Genomic DNA, 17,175 nt, shown 5'->3' on the forward strand with positions numbered 1-17,175 from the left:
GTTTTCAAAGTCCCTGTTCGCTGAGCCAGAGGTTCAGCGCGGCCAGCTGCCACAGCTTGGAGCCGCGCAGCGGGGTGAGGTCGCCGTCCGGGTCGCTCAGCAGGCGGTCGAAGATCGCCGGCTGGAACAGGCCGCGGTCCTGGCTCGGGTCGAGCAGCAGTTCGCGTACCCACTCGCGGGTGCGACCCTGCAGGTGCTTGAGGCCGGGCACCGGGAAGTAGCCCTTGGGCCGGTCGATGACTTCGCTGGGAATCACCTTGCGCGCGGCGCCCTTGAGCACCTGCTTGCCACCATCGCCGAGCTTGAAGCGGGCGGGAATGCGCGCCGACAGTTCGGCCAGGCGGTAGTCGAGGAACGGCACGCGGGCCTCCAGGCCCCAGGCCATGGTCATGTTGTCGACCCGCTTGACCGGGTCGTCGACCAGCATGATCGTGCTGTCCAGGCGCAGCGCCTTGTCCACCGCGGCCTCGGCGCCGGGGCTGGCGAAGTGGTCGCGGACGAAGCGCCCGGCGACGTCCTCGACGCGGAAGCGCTCGCCGACCGTGGCCAGGTATTCCTCGTGGTCGCGGTCGAAGAACGCCGCGCGGTAGGCGGCGAAGGCGTCGGCGGCGCCATCCACCTTCGGGTACCAGTGGTAGCCGGCGAACAGCTCGTCGGCGCCCTGGCCGCTCTGCACCACCTTGCAGTGCCTGGAGACTTCCCGCGCGAGCAGGTAGAAGGCGATGCAGTCATGGCTGACCATCGGTTCGCTCATGGCGCGGAACGCCGCCGGCAACTGCTCGATCACCTCGTGCTCGCCGATGCGCAGGCGATGGTGGCGGGTGTGGTAGCGCTCGGCGATCAGGTCGGAATACTGGAACTCGTCGCCGCGCTCGCCGCCGGCATCCTCGAAGCCGATGGAGAAGGTCAGCAGGTTGTCCACCCCGGCTTCATGCAGCAGGCCCACCAGCAGGCTCGAGTCGACCCCGCCGGAGAGCAGCACGCCGACTTCGCGGGCGGCGCGCTGGCGGATCGCTACCGCCTCGCGCAGGCCGTCGAGCACACGCTCCTGCCAGTCGTCGAGGGTCAGCTCGCGCTCGTCCGGTTGCGGTCCGTAGTCCAGGCTCCACCAGGTGCGCTGTTCGCTGCTGCCGTCGAGGTCGACGCTCATCCAGGTCGCCGGCGGCAGTTTCTTCACGCCGGCGAGCAGGGTGTGCGGCGCCGGGACCACGGCGTGGAAGTTGAGGTAGAAGTTCAGCGCCTGCGGATCGAGGTCGCTGCCGATGTCGCCGCCCTTGAGCAGGGCCGGCAGGCTCGAGGCGAAGCGCAGGCGCGAGCGCTCGAGGCTGTAATAGAGAGGCTTGATGCCGAGGCGGTCGCGGGCCAGGAACAACCGCTGGCGATCGCGCTCCCAGACGGCGAAGGCGAACATCCCATTGAGCCGGGGCAATAAATCGGCGCCCCAGGCGTGATACCCCTTCAAGAGAACTTCGGTGTCGCCGCCGGAGAAGAACCGATAGCCAAGGCTTTCCAGTTCGCCACGCAGTTCGGGGTAGTTGTAGATGGCGCCATTGAACACCATGGCCAGGCCTAGGTCGGGATCGATCATCGGTTGGCCGGAAGCTTCCGCCAGGTCCATGATCTTCAGCCGTCGATGTCCGAGGGCGATCGGACCCTGGGCGTGGAAGCCCCAGGCGTCGGGGCCGCGAGGGGCCAGGTGGTGGGTGATGCGTTCGACCGCTGCGAGGTCGGCTGCCTGGTTGTCGAAACGAAACTCTCCTGATATGCCGCACATATTCCTTACCGGTTCTCCGTTGGGGAAGTGGGTTGTGTACTCCTTCCGGGTACATGACTTACCTAACAGAGGACCGTTACAGTTGGAAGGAGTTCTATACGAATTTGCCGGGCCTATCAGGACCCTTAACGAAGAATTTATTATGGTTGAAAGTAATAAGACCGCTGCCGATACCTATTCGCTCGCTATTTTCCGCGCCATCCGCCGTCTCCAGCAGGCGGCCGAAATCCACTCCAAGCGGCTCAGCCGCTATGGCGGCCTGACCCCGCTGCAATTGCTGATCCTGCACGTCCTGGCGGTGGAGGGGGAGTTGACCGCGACGCAACTGGCCAAGCTGGTCAGCCTGTCCCAGGCATCGCTCTCCGGCGTGCTCGACCGCCTCGAAGGACGCGGCCTGCTCTACCGCCGGCGCGACGAGCAGGACCGGCGCAAGTCCTGGCTGCACCTCGACCCGGCCGGTCACCAGGCCCTGGCCGAAGCGCCACCGCTGTTGCCGGAGTACGTCATCGAGCGCTTCGCCGCGTTGCCCGAGTGGGAGCGCCACGGCCTGCTGGCCGCGTTGCTGCGCGCGGCCGACCTGTTCGGCCTGCCGGAAGAGGATGTCGAGGAAGAGTGAGGGATTCAGGTTCGCTACGAAAGACAGTCGCGTCGGCGGTCTTTACCTGGCGAACCTGCCGGTGCCTTGCCGGTGCAGGCTGGCGGACAACCGCGTTGCGGTTAACCGCCTACGCCATGGCGTGACCTCCGCGTAGGGCGAATAACGCCGTCGGCGTTATCCGCCGACCCAGCGATATCCGCCCGACGGCATGGCATGACCGTCGAGCAGGGCGCATAACGCCGCTTCCCCGGTGCCCCGGCCGCCGAGGAAAACTACCCGCCGTACAGCTTCTGCGCCGCCAGGGAGAAGCTCACCGCCACCAGCATCAGCGCGAACAGGCGTTGCAGGGTCGGGCCGCCGAGGCGCTGTGCCAGCAGGTTGCCGCCGAGTACGCCGACCGCGCCGCCGGCGGCGAGGCCGCCGAGCAGCGGCAGCGGCGGGTGGGCGCCGGTCAGGTAGATGAGGAAGCCGCCGCCGGAGACCAGCGCGATCACCGCCATCGAGGTGGCGGTGGCGGCCATCATCGACAGTGGGGTGAACCAGAGCAGCCCTGGCACCACCAGAAAGCCGCCGCCCACTCCCATCAATCCCGACAGCAAGCCGACCGCCAGGCCGATGCCGAGCAGCGGCAGGTTCCGTGCCTGGTCGCTGGCCTCGCGTTTCATTCCGGCGCCGCGCCACATGCGCCAGGCCGACCAGAGTACCAGCAGGCAGAAGGCGACGATCAGCACGCCTTCCGGGACGAAGCGGCCGAGCCATTGGCCGACGGCGTTGCTCGGCAGGCCGGCCAGCGCCAGGATCAGCACCGGCCGCCAGGCCACCTGGCCCTGGCGCGCTCGCGGGATGGCGCCGATCAGCGCCGACAGGGCGACCGCGCCGAGGCTCACGCCGATGGCGTCGCGCAGCGGCAGGTGCAGGCTGAGCAGCAGGGGCAAGGCGACCAGCGAGCCGCCGGCGCCGGTGAGGCCGAGCAGCAGGCCGAGAACGGCGCCGATGCCCAGGGATTCGAAGAGCAGTACATCCATCGTCGATCAACTATTTCCGCGGGTGAGCACACCGGTGGTCCGGTAGGGCCTGCGCGTGCGGCAGGCTCGCAGGGTAGCGCAAATCGGTGCGCCCGGGGCTTCAGCCGCGCTGCCCGCGCACCAGGTCGCGCAACAGGAAGCGGTTCGGGTGGCAGGCCTCGGCCACCGCGCGCGGCAGCGGCAGCGGCTCGCCGCAGATCCACGCCGCCAGCAGTTCGCCGGACAGCGGCGCGCTGATCAGCCCGCGCGAGCCGTGGCCGCTGTTCAGGTACAGGCCCTCCAGCCAGGGACAGTCCTGTTCCGGCACCTGGCGGGCGTCGCGGGCGAGCACCGCGTAGGCCTGGTCGAAGGCCGCGCGCGCGGCCAGCGGGCCCACCAGCGGCAGGTAGTCGGGGCTGGTGCAGCGGAACGCCGCGCGGCCTTCCAGGCGCTCCAGCGGCAGGTCGTCGGCGCCCAGGCGCTGCAACAGGTCGGGGGATATCTCCCGCAGCAGTTCGAGGTTGCCCTGGTGTTCGGCGAGGGTCGGCGCCAGGTCTTCGCTCTTGAAGTCGAAGCTGGCGCCGAGGGTGTGCTCGTCGCCACGCGGCGGAGCGACATAGCCCTCGGCGCAGACCACGGTGCGCAGCGCCCGGCTCTGCGCGGTGGCCGGCAGGCGGGTGACCTGCCCGCGGATGCGCTTCAGCGGTAGCTCGGCGGCGGGCGGGAAGTCGCGGATGTCGGCGGCGGTGGCGAGGATCGCGAGTGGCGCGCGGGCCAGGCATTCGTCGCCGGCGTAGGCGCACCAGTCGTCTCCCTCGCGGCGCAAGCGTACCGCCCGGCCGCTCAGCAGGGTGATCCCGGGCGTGGTGGCCAGGGCCTGGCAGAGGGCGGGCGGATGGACCCAGCCGGCCTCGGGATAGAACAGGCCGCCGGCGGGCAGGGCGACACCGGCGAGGCGCTCGGCCTGCTCGCGGTCCAGGCCGTGCAGGAGGTCGGCGGGGAAGGCTGCGGCCAGTTGCGCCTGGCGTCGCGCTTCCTTGGCGTCGAAGGCCAGTTGCAGTACGCCGCAGGCGTCCCAGTCGTGGCCGCGCCGCAGGCGTTCGAGCAGCCGGCGGGTATGGCCGAAGCCGCTGAGCACCAGGCGCGACAGCGGCGTGCCATGGGCCGAGAGTTTCAGGTAGAGCACGCCCTGGGGGTTGCCCGAGGCCTCCCGGGCGAGGCCGGGATGGCGCTCGATCAGGGTCACCTGCCAGCCGCGCGCGGCGAGGCTGGCGGCGCTGGCGCAGCCGGCCAGGCCGCCGCCGACCACCAGTGCCGCGCGACGTCCGGCATGGGGCGCGGGGCGTGCGTACCAGGGCTTGCCGGCACTCGCCGGCGGCCCTTGGTAGGTGCCGCCGAGCATCTCGCGCTTCTGCCCGTAGCCCGGTACCCGTTGCATGGCGAAGCCGGCCCCGATCAGCTCGCGGCGGACGAAACCGGCGCTGGTGAAGGTGCCCAGGGTCGCCTGCGGCGCCGACAGCCGCGCCAGTTCGGCGAACAGCGCGGGCGACCACATGTCCGGGTTCTTCGCCGGGGCGAAGCCGTCGAGGAACCAGGCGTCGATCCGCGCGTCAAGCTGCGGCAGGCACTCCAGGGCATCGCCCAGCAGCAGGGTCAGGCCGACCCGGCCGCCGGCGAACGCCAGGCGCTGGAAGCCCGGGTGCAGGGCGAGATACTGGCCCAGCAGGGGCTCGCTCCAGGGCGCCAGTTCCGGCCACAGGGCCAGGGCGCGGCGCAGGTCGGCGGCGGCGAGGGGGAATTTCTCCACGCTGACGAACTCCAGGCGCGCGCCGGGCGGTGCCACCCGCTCGAACAGCTGCCAGGCGCAGAGGAAGTTCAGCCCGGTGCCGAAGCCGGTCTCGCCGATGCACAGCGCCTCGCCATCGCCCAGCGCGGCGAAGCGCTCGGCGAGGCGGTTGGTGGCGAGGAACACGTGGCGTGTCTCGTTGAGTCCCGAATGCCGGGAGAAATACACGTCGCCGAAGACGCGGGACAGCGGCTGGCCGTTTTCGTCCCAGTCGAGCTGGGCATGCTGGAAGTCGGACATGGCAGAACCTGGAAAAGCGGATGGCGCATTTTACGGGGCTTTGCCCGCCGGCGGCGAGGCGCTGCGCGAAGATGCCGCGCCGCGCGCAGACAGCCGCACGCCGATCCGCTACCTTGAAGGACTCAGGATAAGGGAGACCTTCATGTTCGAATCCGCGGAAGTTGGCCACAGCATCGACAAGGACACCTACGAAAAGGCCGTCATCGAGTTGCGCGAAGCGCTGCTCGAGGCTCAGTTCGAACTCAAGCAGCAGGCGCGCTTCCCGGTGATCGTCCTGATCAACGGCATCGAGGGCGCCGGCAAGGGCGAGACGGTCAAACTGCTCAACGAGTGGATGGACCCGCGCCTGATCCAGGTGCAGAGCTTCCTCCGTCCCTCCGACGAGGAGCTCGAGCGGCCGCCGCAGTGGCGCTTCTGGCGGCGCCTGCCGCCGAAGGGGCGGATCGGCATCTTCTTCGGCAACTGGTACAGCCAGATGCTCTACGCACGGGTCGAGGGTCACATCAAGGAGTCCAAGCTGGACCTGGCCATCGACGCCGCCGAGCGCTTCGAGCGGATGCTCTGCGACGAAGGCGCGCTGCTCTTCAAGTTCTGGTTCCACCTCTCCAAGAAGCAGCTCAAGGAACGTCTCAAGGCCCTGGAGAAAGATCCGCTGCACAGCTGGAAACTGAGTCCGCTGGACTGGAAGCAGAGCGAGGTCTACGACAGATTCGTGCACTACGGCGAGCGCGTGCTGCGCCGCACCAGCCGCGACTACGCGCCCTGGTACGTGGTGGAGGGCGCGGACGAGCGCTACCGCGCGCTGACCGTCGGCCGCATCATCCTCGAAGGACTGCAGGCCGCGCTGGCCACCAAGGAGCGCGCCAAGCGCCAGCCGCACGCCGCGCCGCTGGTGTCGAGCCTGGACAACCGCGGCCTGCTGGACTCGCTGGACCTGGGCCAGTACCTGGACAAGGACGACTACAAGGAACAGCTCGCCACCGAGCAGGCGCGCCTGGCCGGGCTGATCCGCGACAAGCGCTTCCGCCAGCATTCGCTGGTGGCGGTGTTCGAGGGCAACGACGCGGCCGGCAAGGGGGGCGCCATTCGCCGCGTCACCGATGCGCTGGACCCGCGCCAGTACCATATCGTGCCGATCGCCGCGCCGACCGAGGAGGAGCGCGCGCAGCCCTATCTCTGGCGCTTCTGGCGGCACATCCCGGCGCGCCGCCAGTTCACCATCTTCGACCGTTCCTGGTACGGCCGCGTGCTGGTGGAGCGCATCGAGGGCTTCTGCACCCCGGCCGACTGGCTGCGCGCCTATGGCGAGATCAACGACTTCGAGGAGCAGCTCAGCGAGTACGGGATCATCGTGGTGAAGTTCTGGCTGGCGATCGACAAGCAGACCCAGATGGAGCGCTTCAAGGAACGCGAGAAGACCCCCTACAAGCGCTACAAGATCACCGAGGAAGACTGGCGCAACCGCGACAAGTGGGACCAGTACGTCGACGCGGTGGGCGACATGGTCGACCGCACCAGCACCGAGATCGCGCCTTGGACCCTGGTCGAGGCCAACGACAAGCGCTTCGCCCGGGTCAAGGTGCTGCGCACCATCAACGATGCCATCGAGGCGGCGTACAAGAAGGACAAGTGAGGTCCGTCCGGGATGCGTCGCCGTCCTCCCCGGGGATGGCGACGCATACGCCGGATGAATGATCGGTGCCTTGCGCGATTGCCTCGTCTTATCCTCGCCTGATCCGGCCACTGCCCCGGCGGCCGTCCAACAACAACAGCGAGGGTTCTTCCATGCGTGAAGTGGTGATCGTCGACAGCGTCCGGACCGGCCTGGCCAAGTCCTTCCGCGGCAAGTTCAACCTGACCCGGCCGGACGACATGGCCGCCCATTGCGTCGACGCGCTGCTGGCGCGCAACGACCTCGACCCGCTGCTGGTGGACGACTGCGTCGTCGGCGCCGGTTCCAACGAAGGCGCCCAGGGCCACAACATCGGACGCAACGTGGCGGTGCTCTCCGGCCTCGGCATCCAGGTGCCGGGGATGACCCTCAACCGCTATTGCTCTTCCGGCCTGCAGGCGATCGCCATCGCCGCCAACCAGATCGCCTCGGGCTGCAGCGACGTGATCGTCGCCGGCGGCGTCGAGTCGATCAGCCTGACCCTGAAGAGCGTCAACACCGATCACCTGGTGAACCCGCTGCTGCAAAGGGAGGTGCCGGGCATCTACTACCCGATGGGACAGACCGCAGAAATCGTCGCCCGCCGCTACGGCGTCACCCGCGAGGCGCAGGACGCCTACGCCCTGCAGAGCCAGCAGCGGATGGCGCGGGCCCAGGCCGCGGGGCTGTTCGCCGACGAGATCGTGCCGATGACCACCCGCTACGCCGTGGAGGACAAGGCCACGGGCGAGAAACAGCTGCTCGACGGAGTGGTCGACCGCGACGACTGCAACCGCCCGGACACGACCCTCGAAGGCCTGGCTTCGCTGAAACCGGCGTTCGCCGAAGACGGTTCGGTCACCGCCGGCAACGCCTCGCAGCTCTCCGACGGCGCCTCGATGACCCTGCTGATGAGCCTGGACAAGGCGCTGGAGCTGGGGCTCGAACCCAAGGCCCTGTTCCGCGGCTTCACCGTGGCCGGCTGCGAGCCGGACGAGATGGGCATCGGCCCGGTGTTCTCGGTGCCCAAGCTGCTCAAGGCGAAGGGCCTGAAGATCGCCGACATCGACCTCTGGGAGCTCAACGAGGCCTTCGCCTCGCAGTGCCTGTACTGCCGCGACCGGCTGGAGATCGACAACGAGAAGTACAACGTCAACGGCGGCTCCATCGCCATCGGCCACCCGTTCGGCATGACCGGCTCGCGCCAGGTCGGCCACCTGGTCCGTGAACTGCGTCGGCGCAATCTGCGCTACGGCGTGGTGACCATGTGCGTGGGCGGCGGCATGGGCGCCAGCGGGCTGTTCGAAGCGCTGCGCTGATCCGCCACCGGCGGCGCGCTGCCCGCCTTGGGTTTTTTCTTACGCAACGCGCCGTGCCATCGCGGGCGACTCGCGCTAGGCTAGTCGCCTTTTCCTTGCATAGGGATGTAGCGATGTCCACCGAGCCCAACTCGCCGTTCGTCGATGACCCGCTGAGCGCCGTCGATGCGCGGATTCTTGGCAGCCTGGTCGAGAAGCAGGCGACCACTCCGGAAACCTACCCGCTGACCCTCAACGCGCTGGTCCTGGCCTGCAACCAGAAGACTAGCCGCGAGCCGGTGATGAACCTCACCCCCGGCCAGGTCGGCCAGAGCCTGCGCCAGCTCGAGGGGCGCGGCCTGGTGAAACTGGTGATGGGCAGCCGCGCCGACCGTTGGGAGCACACCCTGGGCAAGGGCCTGGAGCTGGTGGCGCCACAGGTGGCGCTGCTCGGCCTGCTGTTCCTGCGCGGTCCGCAGACCCTCAACGAGCTGCTCACCCGCAGCAACCGCCTGCACGACTTCGACGATGTCGAGCAGATCCGCCACCACCTCGAGCGCCTTGCCGGTCGCGGCCTGGCCGTGCACCTGGAGCGTCGCGCCGGGCAACGCGAGGACCGCTACATGCACCTGCTCGGCAGCCAGGCCGACCTCGAGGCCGCCGTGGCGGCGATGGGCAGCGACCCGGAACGCGCCGCGCCGGCCGCTCTGTCGGCCGATGCGGAGGCGCGCATCGCCGAGCTGGAGACGCGTCTGGCGGCGCTGGAGGAGCGCCTGGCCAGGCTCGAAGGAGGGGTGTGACATCGCGGGTGCGGCTAATCGATCCCTCTCTCCCCCAGCCAAGGCAGGACGAGTAGCGCCAGCGGCGTTATCCGCCGGTGCGCCGCCCCGCAAGGCGAACGCCAGCGAAAAAAGCCCGGCTATTGCCGGGCTTTTTCATGCGCGAGCGTCGGTGGACGATCAGGCCTCCGGCTGCACCGGCACGTGGATCAGTTGCAGGCGCTCGCTGCTCCAGGCACGGGTGCTGTTGGTCAGCTCGATGTCGTTGTTCAGCTTGCGCCCGTAAGACGGCACGATTTCCTTCAGGCGCGCCTGCCACTCGGGGGTGGCGACCTTGTCCTTGAAGGCCTTTTCCAGCACCGAGAGCATGATCGGCGCGGCGGTCGAGGCACCCGGCGAGGCGCCGAGCAGGGCGGCGACGGAGCCGTCGGCGGCGGTCACCACCTCGGTACCGAACTGCAGCACGCCGCCTTTCTCGGCGTCCTTCTTGATGATCTGCACGCGCTGGCCGGCTTGGATCAGCTTCCAGTCTTCGTCGCGGGCTTCCGGGAAGTACTCGCGCAGCGAGGCCATGCGGTCGTCCTGGCTGAGCATCAGCTGGCCGATCAGGTACTGGCTGAGGTCGAGGTTGTCGATACCGGCGTTGAACATCGGGCCGATGTTGCCGCTGGTCACCGAGCCCGGCAGGTCCCACAGCGAGCCGTTCTTCAGGAACTTGGTGGAGAAGGTGGCGAACGGACCGAACAGCAGCACCGGCTTGCCGTCGATCATGCGGGTGTCGAGGTGCGGCACCGACATCGGCGGCGAACCCACCGAGGCCTTGCCATAGACCTTGGCCAGGTGGCGCTTGACCACGTCCGGGTTGGTGGTGGCGAGGAACGAGCCGCCCACCGGGAAGCCGGCGTAGCCTTCGGCCTCGGGGATGCCGGACATCTGCAGCAGCTTCAGCGCGCCGCCGCCGGCGCCGATGAAGACGAACTTCGCCTTGACGCTGGTTTCCTTGTCGCCATTGGCCAGGTCGGCCATGGTCACGGTCCAGGTATTGTCGTCGTTGCGCTTGATGTCGCGCACCTCATGCTGCAGGCGCAGCGTGAAGGTGTCCTTGGCCGTCAGCGAGCCCACCAGCTGGCGGGTGATTTCGCCGAAATTGACGTCGGTGCCGATCGACATGCGCGTGGCGGCGATCTTCTGCCCCGGCTCGCGGCCTTCCATCACCAGCGGCACCCACTGCTTGATCTGCTCGGGGTCTTCCGAGTACTCCATGCCGCGGAACAGCGAGCTGTGCTGCAGGGCGGCGTGGCGTTTCTTGAGGAAGGCGACGTTGTCGTCGCCCCAGACGAAGCTCATGTGCGGGACGTTGTTGATGAATGACTTCGGATCGTTCAGTACCTTGCGGTCGACCTGGTAGGCCCAGAACTGCTTGGAGATCTCGAAGTTCTCGTTGATCGCCACCGCCTTGCTGATGTCCATCGAGCCGTCCGCGGCCTCGCTGGTGTAGTTCAGTTCGCAGAACGCCGAGTGACCGGTGCCCGCGTTGTTCCAGCCGTTGGAGCTTTCCTCGGCGACCTTGTCCAGGCGCTCGACCATCTCGATGGTCCAGCCCGGTTCCAGTTCGTTCAGGTAGGTACCCAGGGTGGCGCTCATGATGCCGCCACCGATCAGGAGCACGTCGACCGGTTTTTCCGATTCGACGCTGTTTTTGGAGCAACCCAGCACGCTGACGCACAGAAGCATCAATAAGATTTTTTTCATGGATTTACCGCTAGAAAACATGGAGAAGCGTGGATACGCACGACGTGGCAGGTATTCACCGGGTGAATGATACTGGAACTCACCCCCGATGTGAGTGCGTTCACATGCGGTGACATTTGCCTCGGCGTTCCGCCGAGAATACCTGCCTTCCCTTTCTTGAACGTTTCAGCGGCCGGGAAATGAAACCGCCGCCTGTATCGTTTCAGCCCGTGCCCTTTGCCTGGATCTCGCTGGACTGGCGCATCCGGCGGATATAGGCGTCGATCTCCCGTTCGGCGTCATAGCGGGTGAAGTAGGGGCCTTCGAGGGTGCCCTCGCGGGTGGAGAAGAAGTACTGGCCATTCACCGAACTTATGCGTTCGCTGCGGAAGTGGGTGGCCGGGGCGGGGTCGGTGGCGCGTTTTCCCAACATGGCGGCGGCTCCGAAATAGCGGTTCAGGATGGTTCCAGTGTAGGCGCGGTGTGGCGGGGGAAGGCGACGACGGACGAAAGGCGCGGGATTTCCAGGCGAAGGAGCGGTTCTGTTATTCCGGTTATAAGAAAATCGAAATATATTCTTTTTAACGCATGGATACCTTGGGCATAGTGGCCTCCAACACGAACAAGGAGTGGCCCCCATGAGCCTCAGACTCGGCGACATCGCCCCCGATTTCGAACAGGACTCCAGCGAAGGGCGCATTCGCCTGCACGAGTGGCTGGGCGACAGCTGGGGCGTGCTGTTCTCCCACCCGGCCGACTTCACCCCGGTGTGCACCACCGAGCTGGGTTTCACCGCCAAGCTCGAGGAGCAGTTCGCCCGGCGCGGGGTCAAGGTCCTGGCGCTGTCGGTGGACCCTGTGGAGTCGCACCTGAAGTGGATCGACGATATCAACGAGACCCAGGACACCCGGGTCAATTTCCCGATCATCGCCGACGCCGACCGCAAGGTCTCCGAGCTCTACGATCTGATCCACCCGAACGCCAGCGACACGCTGACCGTGCGCTCGCTGTTCATCATCGACCCGAACAAGAAGGTGCGCCTGATCATCACCTACCCGGCGAGCACCGGGCGCAATTTCAACGAGATCCTCCGGGTGATCGATTCGCTGCAACTGACCGACAACCACAAGGTCGCCACGCCGGCCAACTGGGAGGACGGCGACGAGGTGGTGATCGTGCCTTCGCTGAAGGACGAGGAAGAGATCAAGCGGCGTTTTCCCAAAGGCTATCGCGCGGTGAAGCCCTATCTGCGCCTGACGCCCCAGCCCAACCGCTGAAGCCGGATTCGTCCCGCCTGCCTGGGCAGGCACGGCAGGTGGGACCTTTTATTCGACGGTGCGTGCCGTCTTGCAACGCTGTTTAGCCACGAGCAGGGTTTTTGGCCGGTTTCGACCGGCCCTCTTTTTTTCGTTCCGGCGCGTCTTGGCGGCGCTTTGTATCGTTAACCGTAACCGGCTCTGACTTGCCCGCCAGACGGGGAGAAGGCTCGCTCATCCACCTTCTTTCGAGGAGCGGACCCATGATCGCCTCTCTGCGGCGCTGCCGGGCCTGGCTGGCCCTGCTCGCCTTCCTTCCCGCGGCGCTCCCGGCGATCGCCGCCGCAACCCGATCCCGTTTCCCCCCTGTCCACGCAATTGCGCCGGGCGCTCTAACCCAACCATGCCTCGTTCCGACTCCCCAAGGAGAACGCCATGACCATCAAAGCCATCAATGTCCGTAACCAGTTCAAGGGCACCGTGAAGGAAATCATCGAAGGGCCGGTGCTGTCCGAGATCGACGTGCAGACCGCCGCCGGCATCGTCACTTCGGTGATCACCACGCGTTCGGTGAAGGAGCTGGAGCTGGCCATCGGCAGCGAAGTGATCGCCTTCGTCAAATCCACCGAGGTGTCCATCGCCAAGCTGTGAGGCTGGCTGCGCCGCGGTTGCGGCGGCGAGAAGGGCGGGGACTCCGAGGAGGTCCCGCCTTTTTTCGTCGGCGTATCGGCAAGGCCGGGTGCCTGCCCTTTCCCGATCCTCTACTGCACGCGGGAGAGGGGGCCGTCCGGCGGCGGCCGGTAGGACGAATAACCGCTCGCGGTCATCCGCCGTGGGGCGTGCTCAGCCCCGGCGCGACAGCGGCTGGCGCTCGAAATGCACGCCGGCCAGGCCGGTCTGTTGCAGGGCGCGGATGTTGGCGTGGTCGTCGCCTTCCGGGTTGTCGCGTACCGCGCGGTAGTGCTCGCCGAAGGCCAGCAGGGTTTCCTCGAGGCTCAGGCCTTCGAGGATGGCGAAGCCCAGGGTCTTGCAGGAACCTTCGTTCTGCCCAGCCGGGTTGCTCACGCTGCCGTTGTCGAAGGCGCTCGGCGTGTAGCTGTAGTGCTCGGCGATGAACGCCAGGGTGTCGGTGAACAGGTGCTGCTCGCTGCGCAGGCGCGCGCGGAAATCGGTCAGGGTCATCGAAACAGGCTCATGGTGTTGGGGCAGGGTTGGCAAGGGGCGCGGGCCTCAGGCCTTGCCCTGGCTCTTGGCGAAGGCGGCCTGTTGTTCCGGGCTCGCTTCTTTCTGGTACTTGGCTTTCCATTCGGCATAGGGCATGCCGTAGATTTCCTCGCGGGCCTGGTCGTTGCTGACCTCCACGCCGAGGTCGTCGGCTGCCGCCTTGTACCACTTGGACAGGCAGTTGCGGCAGAAACCGGCGAGGTTCATCAGGTCGATGTTCTGCACATCCTTGCGGGTCTGCAAATGATGGACCAGGGTGCGGAAGGCGGCGGCTTCGAGCTCCAGGCGTTGCTGTTCGGTGAGGTTGGCTGCGGTCATGGCGGTGATTCTCGACGATGGCTCGGGGCAGGGTGCAGGCACAGGGCCAGGTCCGGCGATGATAAGAGTTGCCGCGTGCGCGGGGCAACGCTTGTGCGCGTGGTCACGCGGTTCGCCCGTCGCCCGCCTCAGCGATGGCCGGCGAGGGTGATCGACACCGATTCGGCGAAGCGCAGCGCGTGCGGCTTGTCCACTTCGACTTCGGCATAGCGCACCGCCGGGTTCTCCATCACCAGGTCGAGGATTTCCTGGGTCATCCGTTCGAGCAGGGCGAAGCGGTTCTCCTCGACGTGGCGGATGATCGCCTTGGTGATGGTGCGGTAGTTCAGGGCGTGCTCGATGTCGTTGACCTCCACGGCGTCGGTGGCCGGGTAGAGGATGGTCAGGTTGATCAGCACGTCCTGCTTGTTGAGGATCTCCTCCTCCTTGATCCCGATGAAGGTGCGCAGGCGCAGGTCCTTGACGCGGATACGCGCCATTCCCGGTTCCAGTCGCGGCATGTCACTTGCTCCTTCCGATCAGTTGCAGAAACTCCTGGCGGGTGGTGTTCGACTCGCGGAACGCGCCGAGCATCACCGAGGTGAACATCTGCGAGTTCTGCTTTTCCACGCCGCGCATCATCATGCACATGTGCTGGGCCTCGATCACCACCGCGACGCCGGCGGCGCTGGTCACCTGCTGCAGCGCCTCGGCGATCTGCCGGGTGAGGTTCTCCTGGATCTGCAGGCGGCGGGCGAACATGTCGACGATCCGCGCCACCTTCGACAGGCCGAGCACCTTGCCGGTGGGAATGTACGCCACGTGGGCCTTGCCGATGAAGGGCAGGAGGTGGTGTTCGCACAGGGAGTACAGCTCGATGTCGCGGACGATGACCATCTCGTCGTTGTCCGAGGCGAACAGCGCGCCGTTGACGATTTCCTCCAGGGTCTGGCCGTAGCCGTGGCAGAGGTACTGCATGGCCTTGGCCGCGCGCTTGGGGGTATCGAGCAGGCCTTCGCGCTGCGGGTCTTCGCCGAGACCGACGAGGATCTCCCGGTAGTGCTGGGAAAGTGCTGGGTTCATAAGGGGTCCTTGGCGCCTCACTTGACGTGGCGGCCGCCGTTCACGGTCAGGGTGGTCCCGGTGACGTAGGGATTGTCCAACAGGTAGCGAAGGCTCTGGTAGATGACTTCCGGCCCCGGCTCGATGCCGAGGGCGGATTTCGCCAGGGTGCGCGCGCGGTATTCGGCGTCGTCCCCGTCGTTGAACATCACCAGCGCCGGTGAAATGGCGTTGACCTTGATCTTCGGCGCCAGGCGCGCGGCGAACGACAGGGTCAGGTTGTCCAGCCCGGCCTTGCTCGCGCAATAGGCGATGCGCCGGGCGCTGCCCTTGCGCGCCACGTCGTCGGTGAGGTGGACGATGTCGGCGGGCTGCGAGCGTTCCAGCAGCTCGGCGCAGTGCAGGTTGATCAGGTAGGGCGCGAGCATGTGCACGCTGAACAATTGCTGGAACGCCTCGGCCTCATGGCCGGGCGTCTCGGCGATCCAGTCCGAGGCGTTGTGGACGATCGCCCGCAGGCTGTCGGTGCGCTGCCGGAGCGTCTCGATGAAGGCGAGGATGCCGGCCTCGTTGGCGAAGTCGGCGTGCAGGACCAGCGCGCCGGCCTGGCGCAGCTCGTCCAGCGCCGGGCGTTCGCGGCGGTAGCTGACGATCACCGACTCGCCGTCGGCCAGCAGGCGTCGCGCGCAATGCAGGCCGACACGCTGGCTGGCGCCGGTGATCAGGATGGGGGCTGTCGCCATGGGACTCTCACAGCGGGCGAAAGGAATCGGATGGATGCAGGGTACCCGACTACGTCAGTCGGGCAAAGCCTTGCGCGGCGGGCGCCCTGCGGGCGGCGGGAGGCTGTCCGCGTTGGACGCGCGATTCGCTGCATCCCGCTCGGCGAGCGCATGCGGCATAATGCCCGGCTTATCCCTGTTGGCTTACGGAGTGTTCATGAAAGTCGCCATCCTCTCCGGCTCGGTCTACGGCACCGCCGAAGAAGTCGCCCGGCACGCCCAGAAGTTGCTGGCCGCGGCCGGCCTCGACGCCACTCATCTGCCGCGCGCCAGCCTCGACGAACTCAAGGCCTTCGCTCCCGAGGCGTTCCTGGTGGTGACCTCGACCACCGGCATGGGCGAGCTGCCGGACAACCTGCAACCGCTGTACTACGCGATCCGCGACCAGCTACCGGCCTGGCATGGCCTGCCTGGCGGGGTGATCGGCCTGGGCGACTCGAGCTACGGCGACACCTTCTGCGGCGGTGGCGAGCAGGTTCGCGAGCTGTTCGGCGAGCTGGGCGTGCGCGAAGTGCTGCCGATGCTGCGCCTGGATGCCAGCGAAACCGTTACCCCCGAGACCGACGCCGAACCCTGGCTGGCCGAGTTCGTCGCCGCCCTCGAGGGTTGATCCCGGGCTTGCCCCGCCGAAACGCCTGCCGAGGTGGCGGATAGCGTAGCGGTTATTCGTCCTGCGCCGGGCTTTGTTCCAGCGGCCGCTCGCGCAGCAGCTCCAGCCAGGCCTGCGCTGCCCGCGACAGGTAGCCACCACGGCGCCAGATGAAGGCGATGTCCCAGCGCAGGTCCGGCTCCCTGAGCAGGACCCGCACCACTCCCGGGCGTTCGATCTCGCGCGCGATCACCCGTGGCAGCAGGACCACCCCCTGGTTGGCCGCCACCAGCGCGCCGAGGAAGTCGGCCTGGCCGCTGCGGCCGCCCTCGCGCGGGCTGAACCCTGCCTCCAGGCAGGCGCGCAGCAGGCGGTCGTTGAGGGTGAAGCTCTGCTGGTAGAGCAGGAACGGGCTGTCCGCCAGTTCGCCGAGGGCTACGCTGGCGGCCGAGGCCTTGGGATGCCCGGCCGGCAGCAGCACGTCCAGCGGTTCGTTGCAGAACGGCTGGTAGTCGAAGCCGTCGTCCGCCGGGGTGAGGCTGCCGGCCAGTTCCAGCTCGCCGGCCAGCACCGCCTGCTCCATGGTCTTGCTGCCGCCTTCCACCAGGTGCACGGCGATGTTCGGATAGCGCCGCCGGTATTCGGCGAAGCGCTGGGCGAACAGCGCGTCGGCGCCGAGCAACGGCAGGCCCAGGCGCAGTTCGCCGCGGTTGAGCTGGCTGAGGTCGTCCAGTTCGCTGAGCAGGTCGCGGCGCAGCCGCAGCATTTCCTCGGCGCGGCGGAACACCACGGCGCCGGCGTCGGTCAGGCGCACGTGCGGGCCGTTGCGCTCCAGTACCTGCACGCCGAGGCTCTGCTCCAGCTGGGCGACCTGCTTGCTGATGGTCGACTGGCTGGCGTGGCGGACCTGCGCAGCCTGGGTGAAGCTGCCCTGGCGGACCACTTCGACGAAGCTGCGGAGTTGACGGAATTCCATTCTGGAATGGCTCTCATGCGGACAATTCGCTTTGGGGATGATAGGCCGGGCCTTATCCTTTCTCCATC

Annotated in this window: 18 protein-coding genes; 7 read left to right on the forward strand and 11 right to left on the reverse strand. The window is 67.3% G+C overall.

Annotation, left to right across the window (positions count from 1 at the left end; translation table 11 throughout):
- Window positions 1-4: 4 nt before the first annotated feature.
- The gene (locus B7D75_RS07740) at window positions 5-1,774 is read right to left on the reverse strand and encodes an N-acetylglutaminylglutamine amidotransferase (protein WP_107113894.1); all 1,770 of its coding nucleotides are present in this window, start codon (window positions 1,772-1,774) and stop codon (window positions 5-7) included.
- A 142-nt stretch (window positions 1,775-1,916) separates the two neighbouring features.
- Here B7D75_RS07740 and B7D75_RS07745 point away from each other — a divergent pair, with 142 nt between their 5' ends.
- Window positions 1,917-2,390 (forward strand): MarR family winged helix-turn-helix transcriptional regulator, encoded by a 474-nt coding sequence (locus B7D75_RS07745; protein WP_003157436.1) that lies wholly within the window; start codon window positions 1,917-1,919, stop codon window positions 2,388-2,390.
- 254 nt (window positions 2,391-2,644) lie between these two features.
- On the opposite strand, the gene B7D75_RS07750 is transcribed toward B7D75_RS07745, so the two are convergent.
- Complete coding sequence (locus B7D75_RS07750; RefSeq protein ID WP_012074816.1) at window positions 2,645-3,397, reverse strand: sulfite exporter TauE/SafE family protein; 753 nt, start codon at window positions 3,395-3,397, stop codon at window positions 2,645-2,647.
- A 100-nt stretch (window positions 3,398-3,497) separates the two neighbouring features.
- Complete coding sequence (mnmC, locus tag B7D75_RS07755) at window positions 3,498-5,462, reverse strand: bifunctional tRNA (5-methylaminomethyl-2-thiouridine)(34)-methyltransferase MnmD/FAD-dependent 5-carboxymethylaminomethyl-2-thiouridine(34) oxidoreductase MnmC (RefSeq protein ID WP_107113895.1); 1,965 nt, start codon at window positions 5,460-5,462, stop codon at window positions 3,498-3,500.
- Between the two features lie 142 nt (window positions 5,463-5,604).
- Between mnmC and pap the strand changes: the two genes are divergently transcribed.
- From pap to B7D75_RS07770, 3 genes are all read left to right on the forward strand, one after another.
- Window positions 5,605-7,095, forward strand: coding sequence for a polyphosphate:AMP phosphotransferase (gene pap / locus B7D75_RS07760; protein ID WP_003150630.1), 1,491 nt, complete (start codon window positions 5,605-5,607; stop codon window positions 7,093-7,095).
- Window positions 7,096-7,247: 152 nt separating this feature from the next.
- Window positions 7,248-8,432, forward strand: a complete 1,185-nt coding sequence (locus B7D75_RS07765) for a thiolase family protein (RefSeq protein WP_053813558.1) — start codon at window positions 7,248-7,250, stop codon at window positions 8,430-8,432.
- Between the two features lie 113 nt (window positions 8,433-8,545).
- Window positions 8,546-9,211, forward strand: a complete 666-nt coding sequence (locus B7D75_RS07770) for a YceH family protein (protein WP_034081898.1) — start codon at window positions 8,546-8,548, stop codon at window positions 9,209-9,211.
- 159 nt (window positions 9,212-9,370) lie between these two features.
- Here B7D75_RS07770 and B7D75_RS07775 read toward each other — a convergent pair whose 3' ends face one another.
- Together B7D75_RS07775 and B7D75_RS07780 are read right to left on the reverse strand one after the other, a co-directional pair.
- Window positions 9,371-10,942, reverse strand: a complete 1,572-nt coding sequence (locus tag B7D75_RS07775; protein ID WP_034081895.1) for a malate:quinone oxidoreductase — start codon at window positions 10,940-10,942, stop codon at window positions 9,371-9,373.
- 202 nt (window positions 10,943-11,144) lie between these two features.
- Window positions 11,145-11,354 carry a DUF6316 family protein gene (locus B7D75_RS07780; RefSeq protein WP_034081893.1) on the reverse strand — a complete coding sequence of 70 codons (210 nt, stop codon included), beginning with the start codon at window positions 11,352-11,354 and terminating at the stop codon, window positions 11,145-11,147.
- A 205-nt stretch (window positions 11,355-11,559) separates the two neighbouring features.
- Between B7D75_RS07780 and B7D75_RS07785 the strand changes: the two genes are divergently transcribed.
- Both B7D75_RS07785 and B7D75_RS07790 read left to right on the forward strand, forming a co-directional pair.
- Window positions 11,560-12,198: a peroxiredoxin gene (locus tag B7D75_RS07785; RefSeq protein ID WP_034081890.1), complete on the forward strand. Its 639-nt coding sequence runs from the start codon at window positions 11,560-11,562 to the stop codon at window positions 12,196-12,198.
- A gap of 414 nt (window positions 12,199-12,612) precedes the next feature.
- Window positions 12,613-12,828, forward strand: coding sequence for a TOBE domain-containing protein (locus B7D75_RS07790; RefSeq protein WP_003091900.1), 216 nt, complete (start codon window positions 12,613-12,615; stop codon window positions 12,826-12,828).
- 192 nt (window positions 12,829-13,020) lie between these two features.
- Here the strand turns inward: B7D75_RS07790 and B7D75_RS07795 are convergent, their stop codons facing one another.
- The 5 genes from B7D75_RS07795 to folM form a co-directional block, all read right to left on the reverse strand.
- The gene (locus B7D75_RS07795) at window positions 13,021-13,359 is read right to left on the reverse strand and encodes a HopJ type III effector protein (RefSeq protein ID WP_034081886.1); all 339 of its coding nucleotides are present in this window, start codon (window positions 13,357-13,359) and stop codon (window positions 13,021-13,023) included.
- Window positions 13,360-13,407: 48 nt separating this feature from the next.
- Window positions 13,408-13,719: a DUF1244 domain-containing protein gene (locus B7D75_RS07800; RefSeq protein ID WP_003150328.1), complete on the reverse strand. Its 312-nt coding sequence runs from the start codon at window positions 13,717-13,719 to the stop codon at window positions 13,408-13,410.
- Between the two features lie 128 nt (window positions 13,720-13,847).
- Window positions 13,848-14,219, reverse strand: a complete 372-nt coding sequence (gene folX, locus B7D75_RS07805) for a dihydroneopterin triphosphate 2'-epimerase (RefSeq protein ID WP_003150326.1) — start codon at window positions 14,217-14,219, stop codon at window positions 13,848-13,850.
- A gap of 1 nt (window position 14,220) precedes the next feature.
- On the reverse strand, window positions 14,221-14,781 hold the full coding sequence (gene folE / locus B7D75_RS07810) for a GTP cyclohydrolase I FolE (protein WP_034081885.1): 561 nt from the start codon (window positions 14,779-14,781) through the stop codon (window positions 14,221-14,223).
- Window positions 14,782-14,798: 17 nt separating this feature from the next.
- On the reverse strand, window positions 14,799-15,503 hold the full coding sequence (gene folM / locus B7D75_RS07815; RefSeq protein ID WP_107113896.1) for a dihydromonapterin reductase: 705 nt from the start codon (window positions 15,501-15,503) through the stop codon (window positions 14,799-14,801).
- A 196-nt stretch (window positions 15,504-15,699) separates the two neighbouring features.
- Between folM and B7D75_RS07820 the strand changes: the two genes are divergently transcribed.
- Complete coding sequence (locus B7D75_RS07820) at window positions 15,700-16,152, forward strand: flavodoxin (RefSeq protein ID WP_012074830.1); 453 nt, start codon at window positions 15,700-15,702, stop codon at window positions 16,150-16,152.
- A 52-nt stretch (window positions 16,153-16,204) separates the two neighbouring features.
- On the opposite strand, the gene B7D75_RS07825 is transcribed toward B7D75_RS07820, so the two are convergent.
- On the reverse strand, window positions 16,205-17,107 hold the full coding sequence (locus B7D75_RS07825; RefSeq protein ID WP_003150319.1) for a LysR family transcriptional regulator: 903 nt from the start codon (window positions 17,105-17,107) through the stop codon (window positions 16,205-16,207).
- Window positions 17,108-17,175: the final 68 nt, after the last annotated feature.

This window comes from Pseudomonas paraeruginosa, assembly GCF_003025345.2.
GTDB classification, from domain to species: Bacteria; Pseudomonadota; Gammaproteobacteria; order Pseudomonadales; family Pseudomonadaceae; genus Pseudomonas; species Pseudomonas paraeruginosa.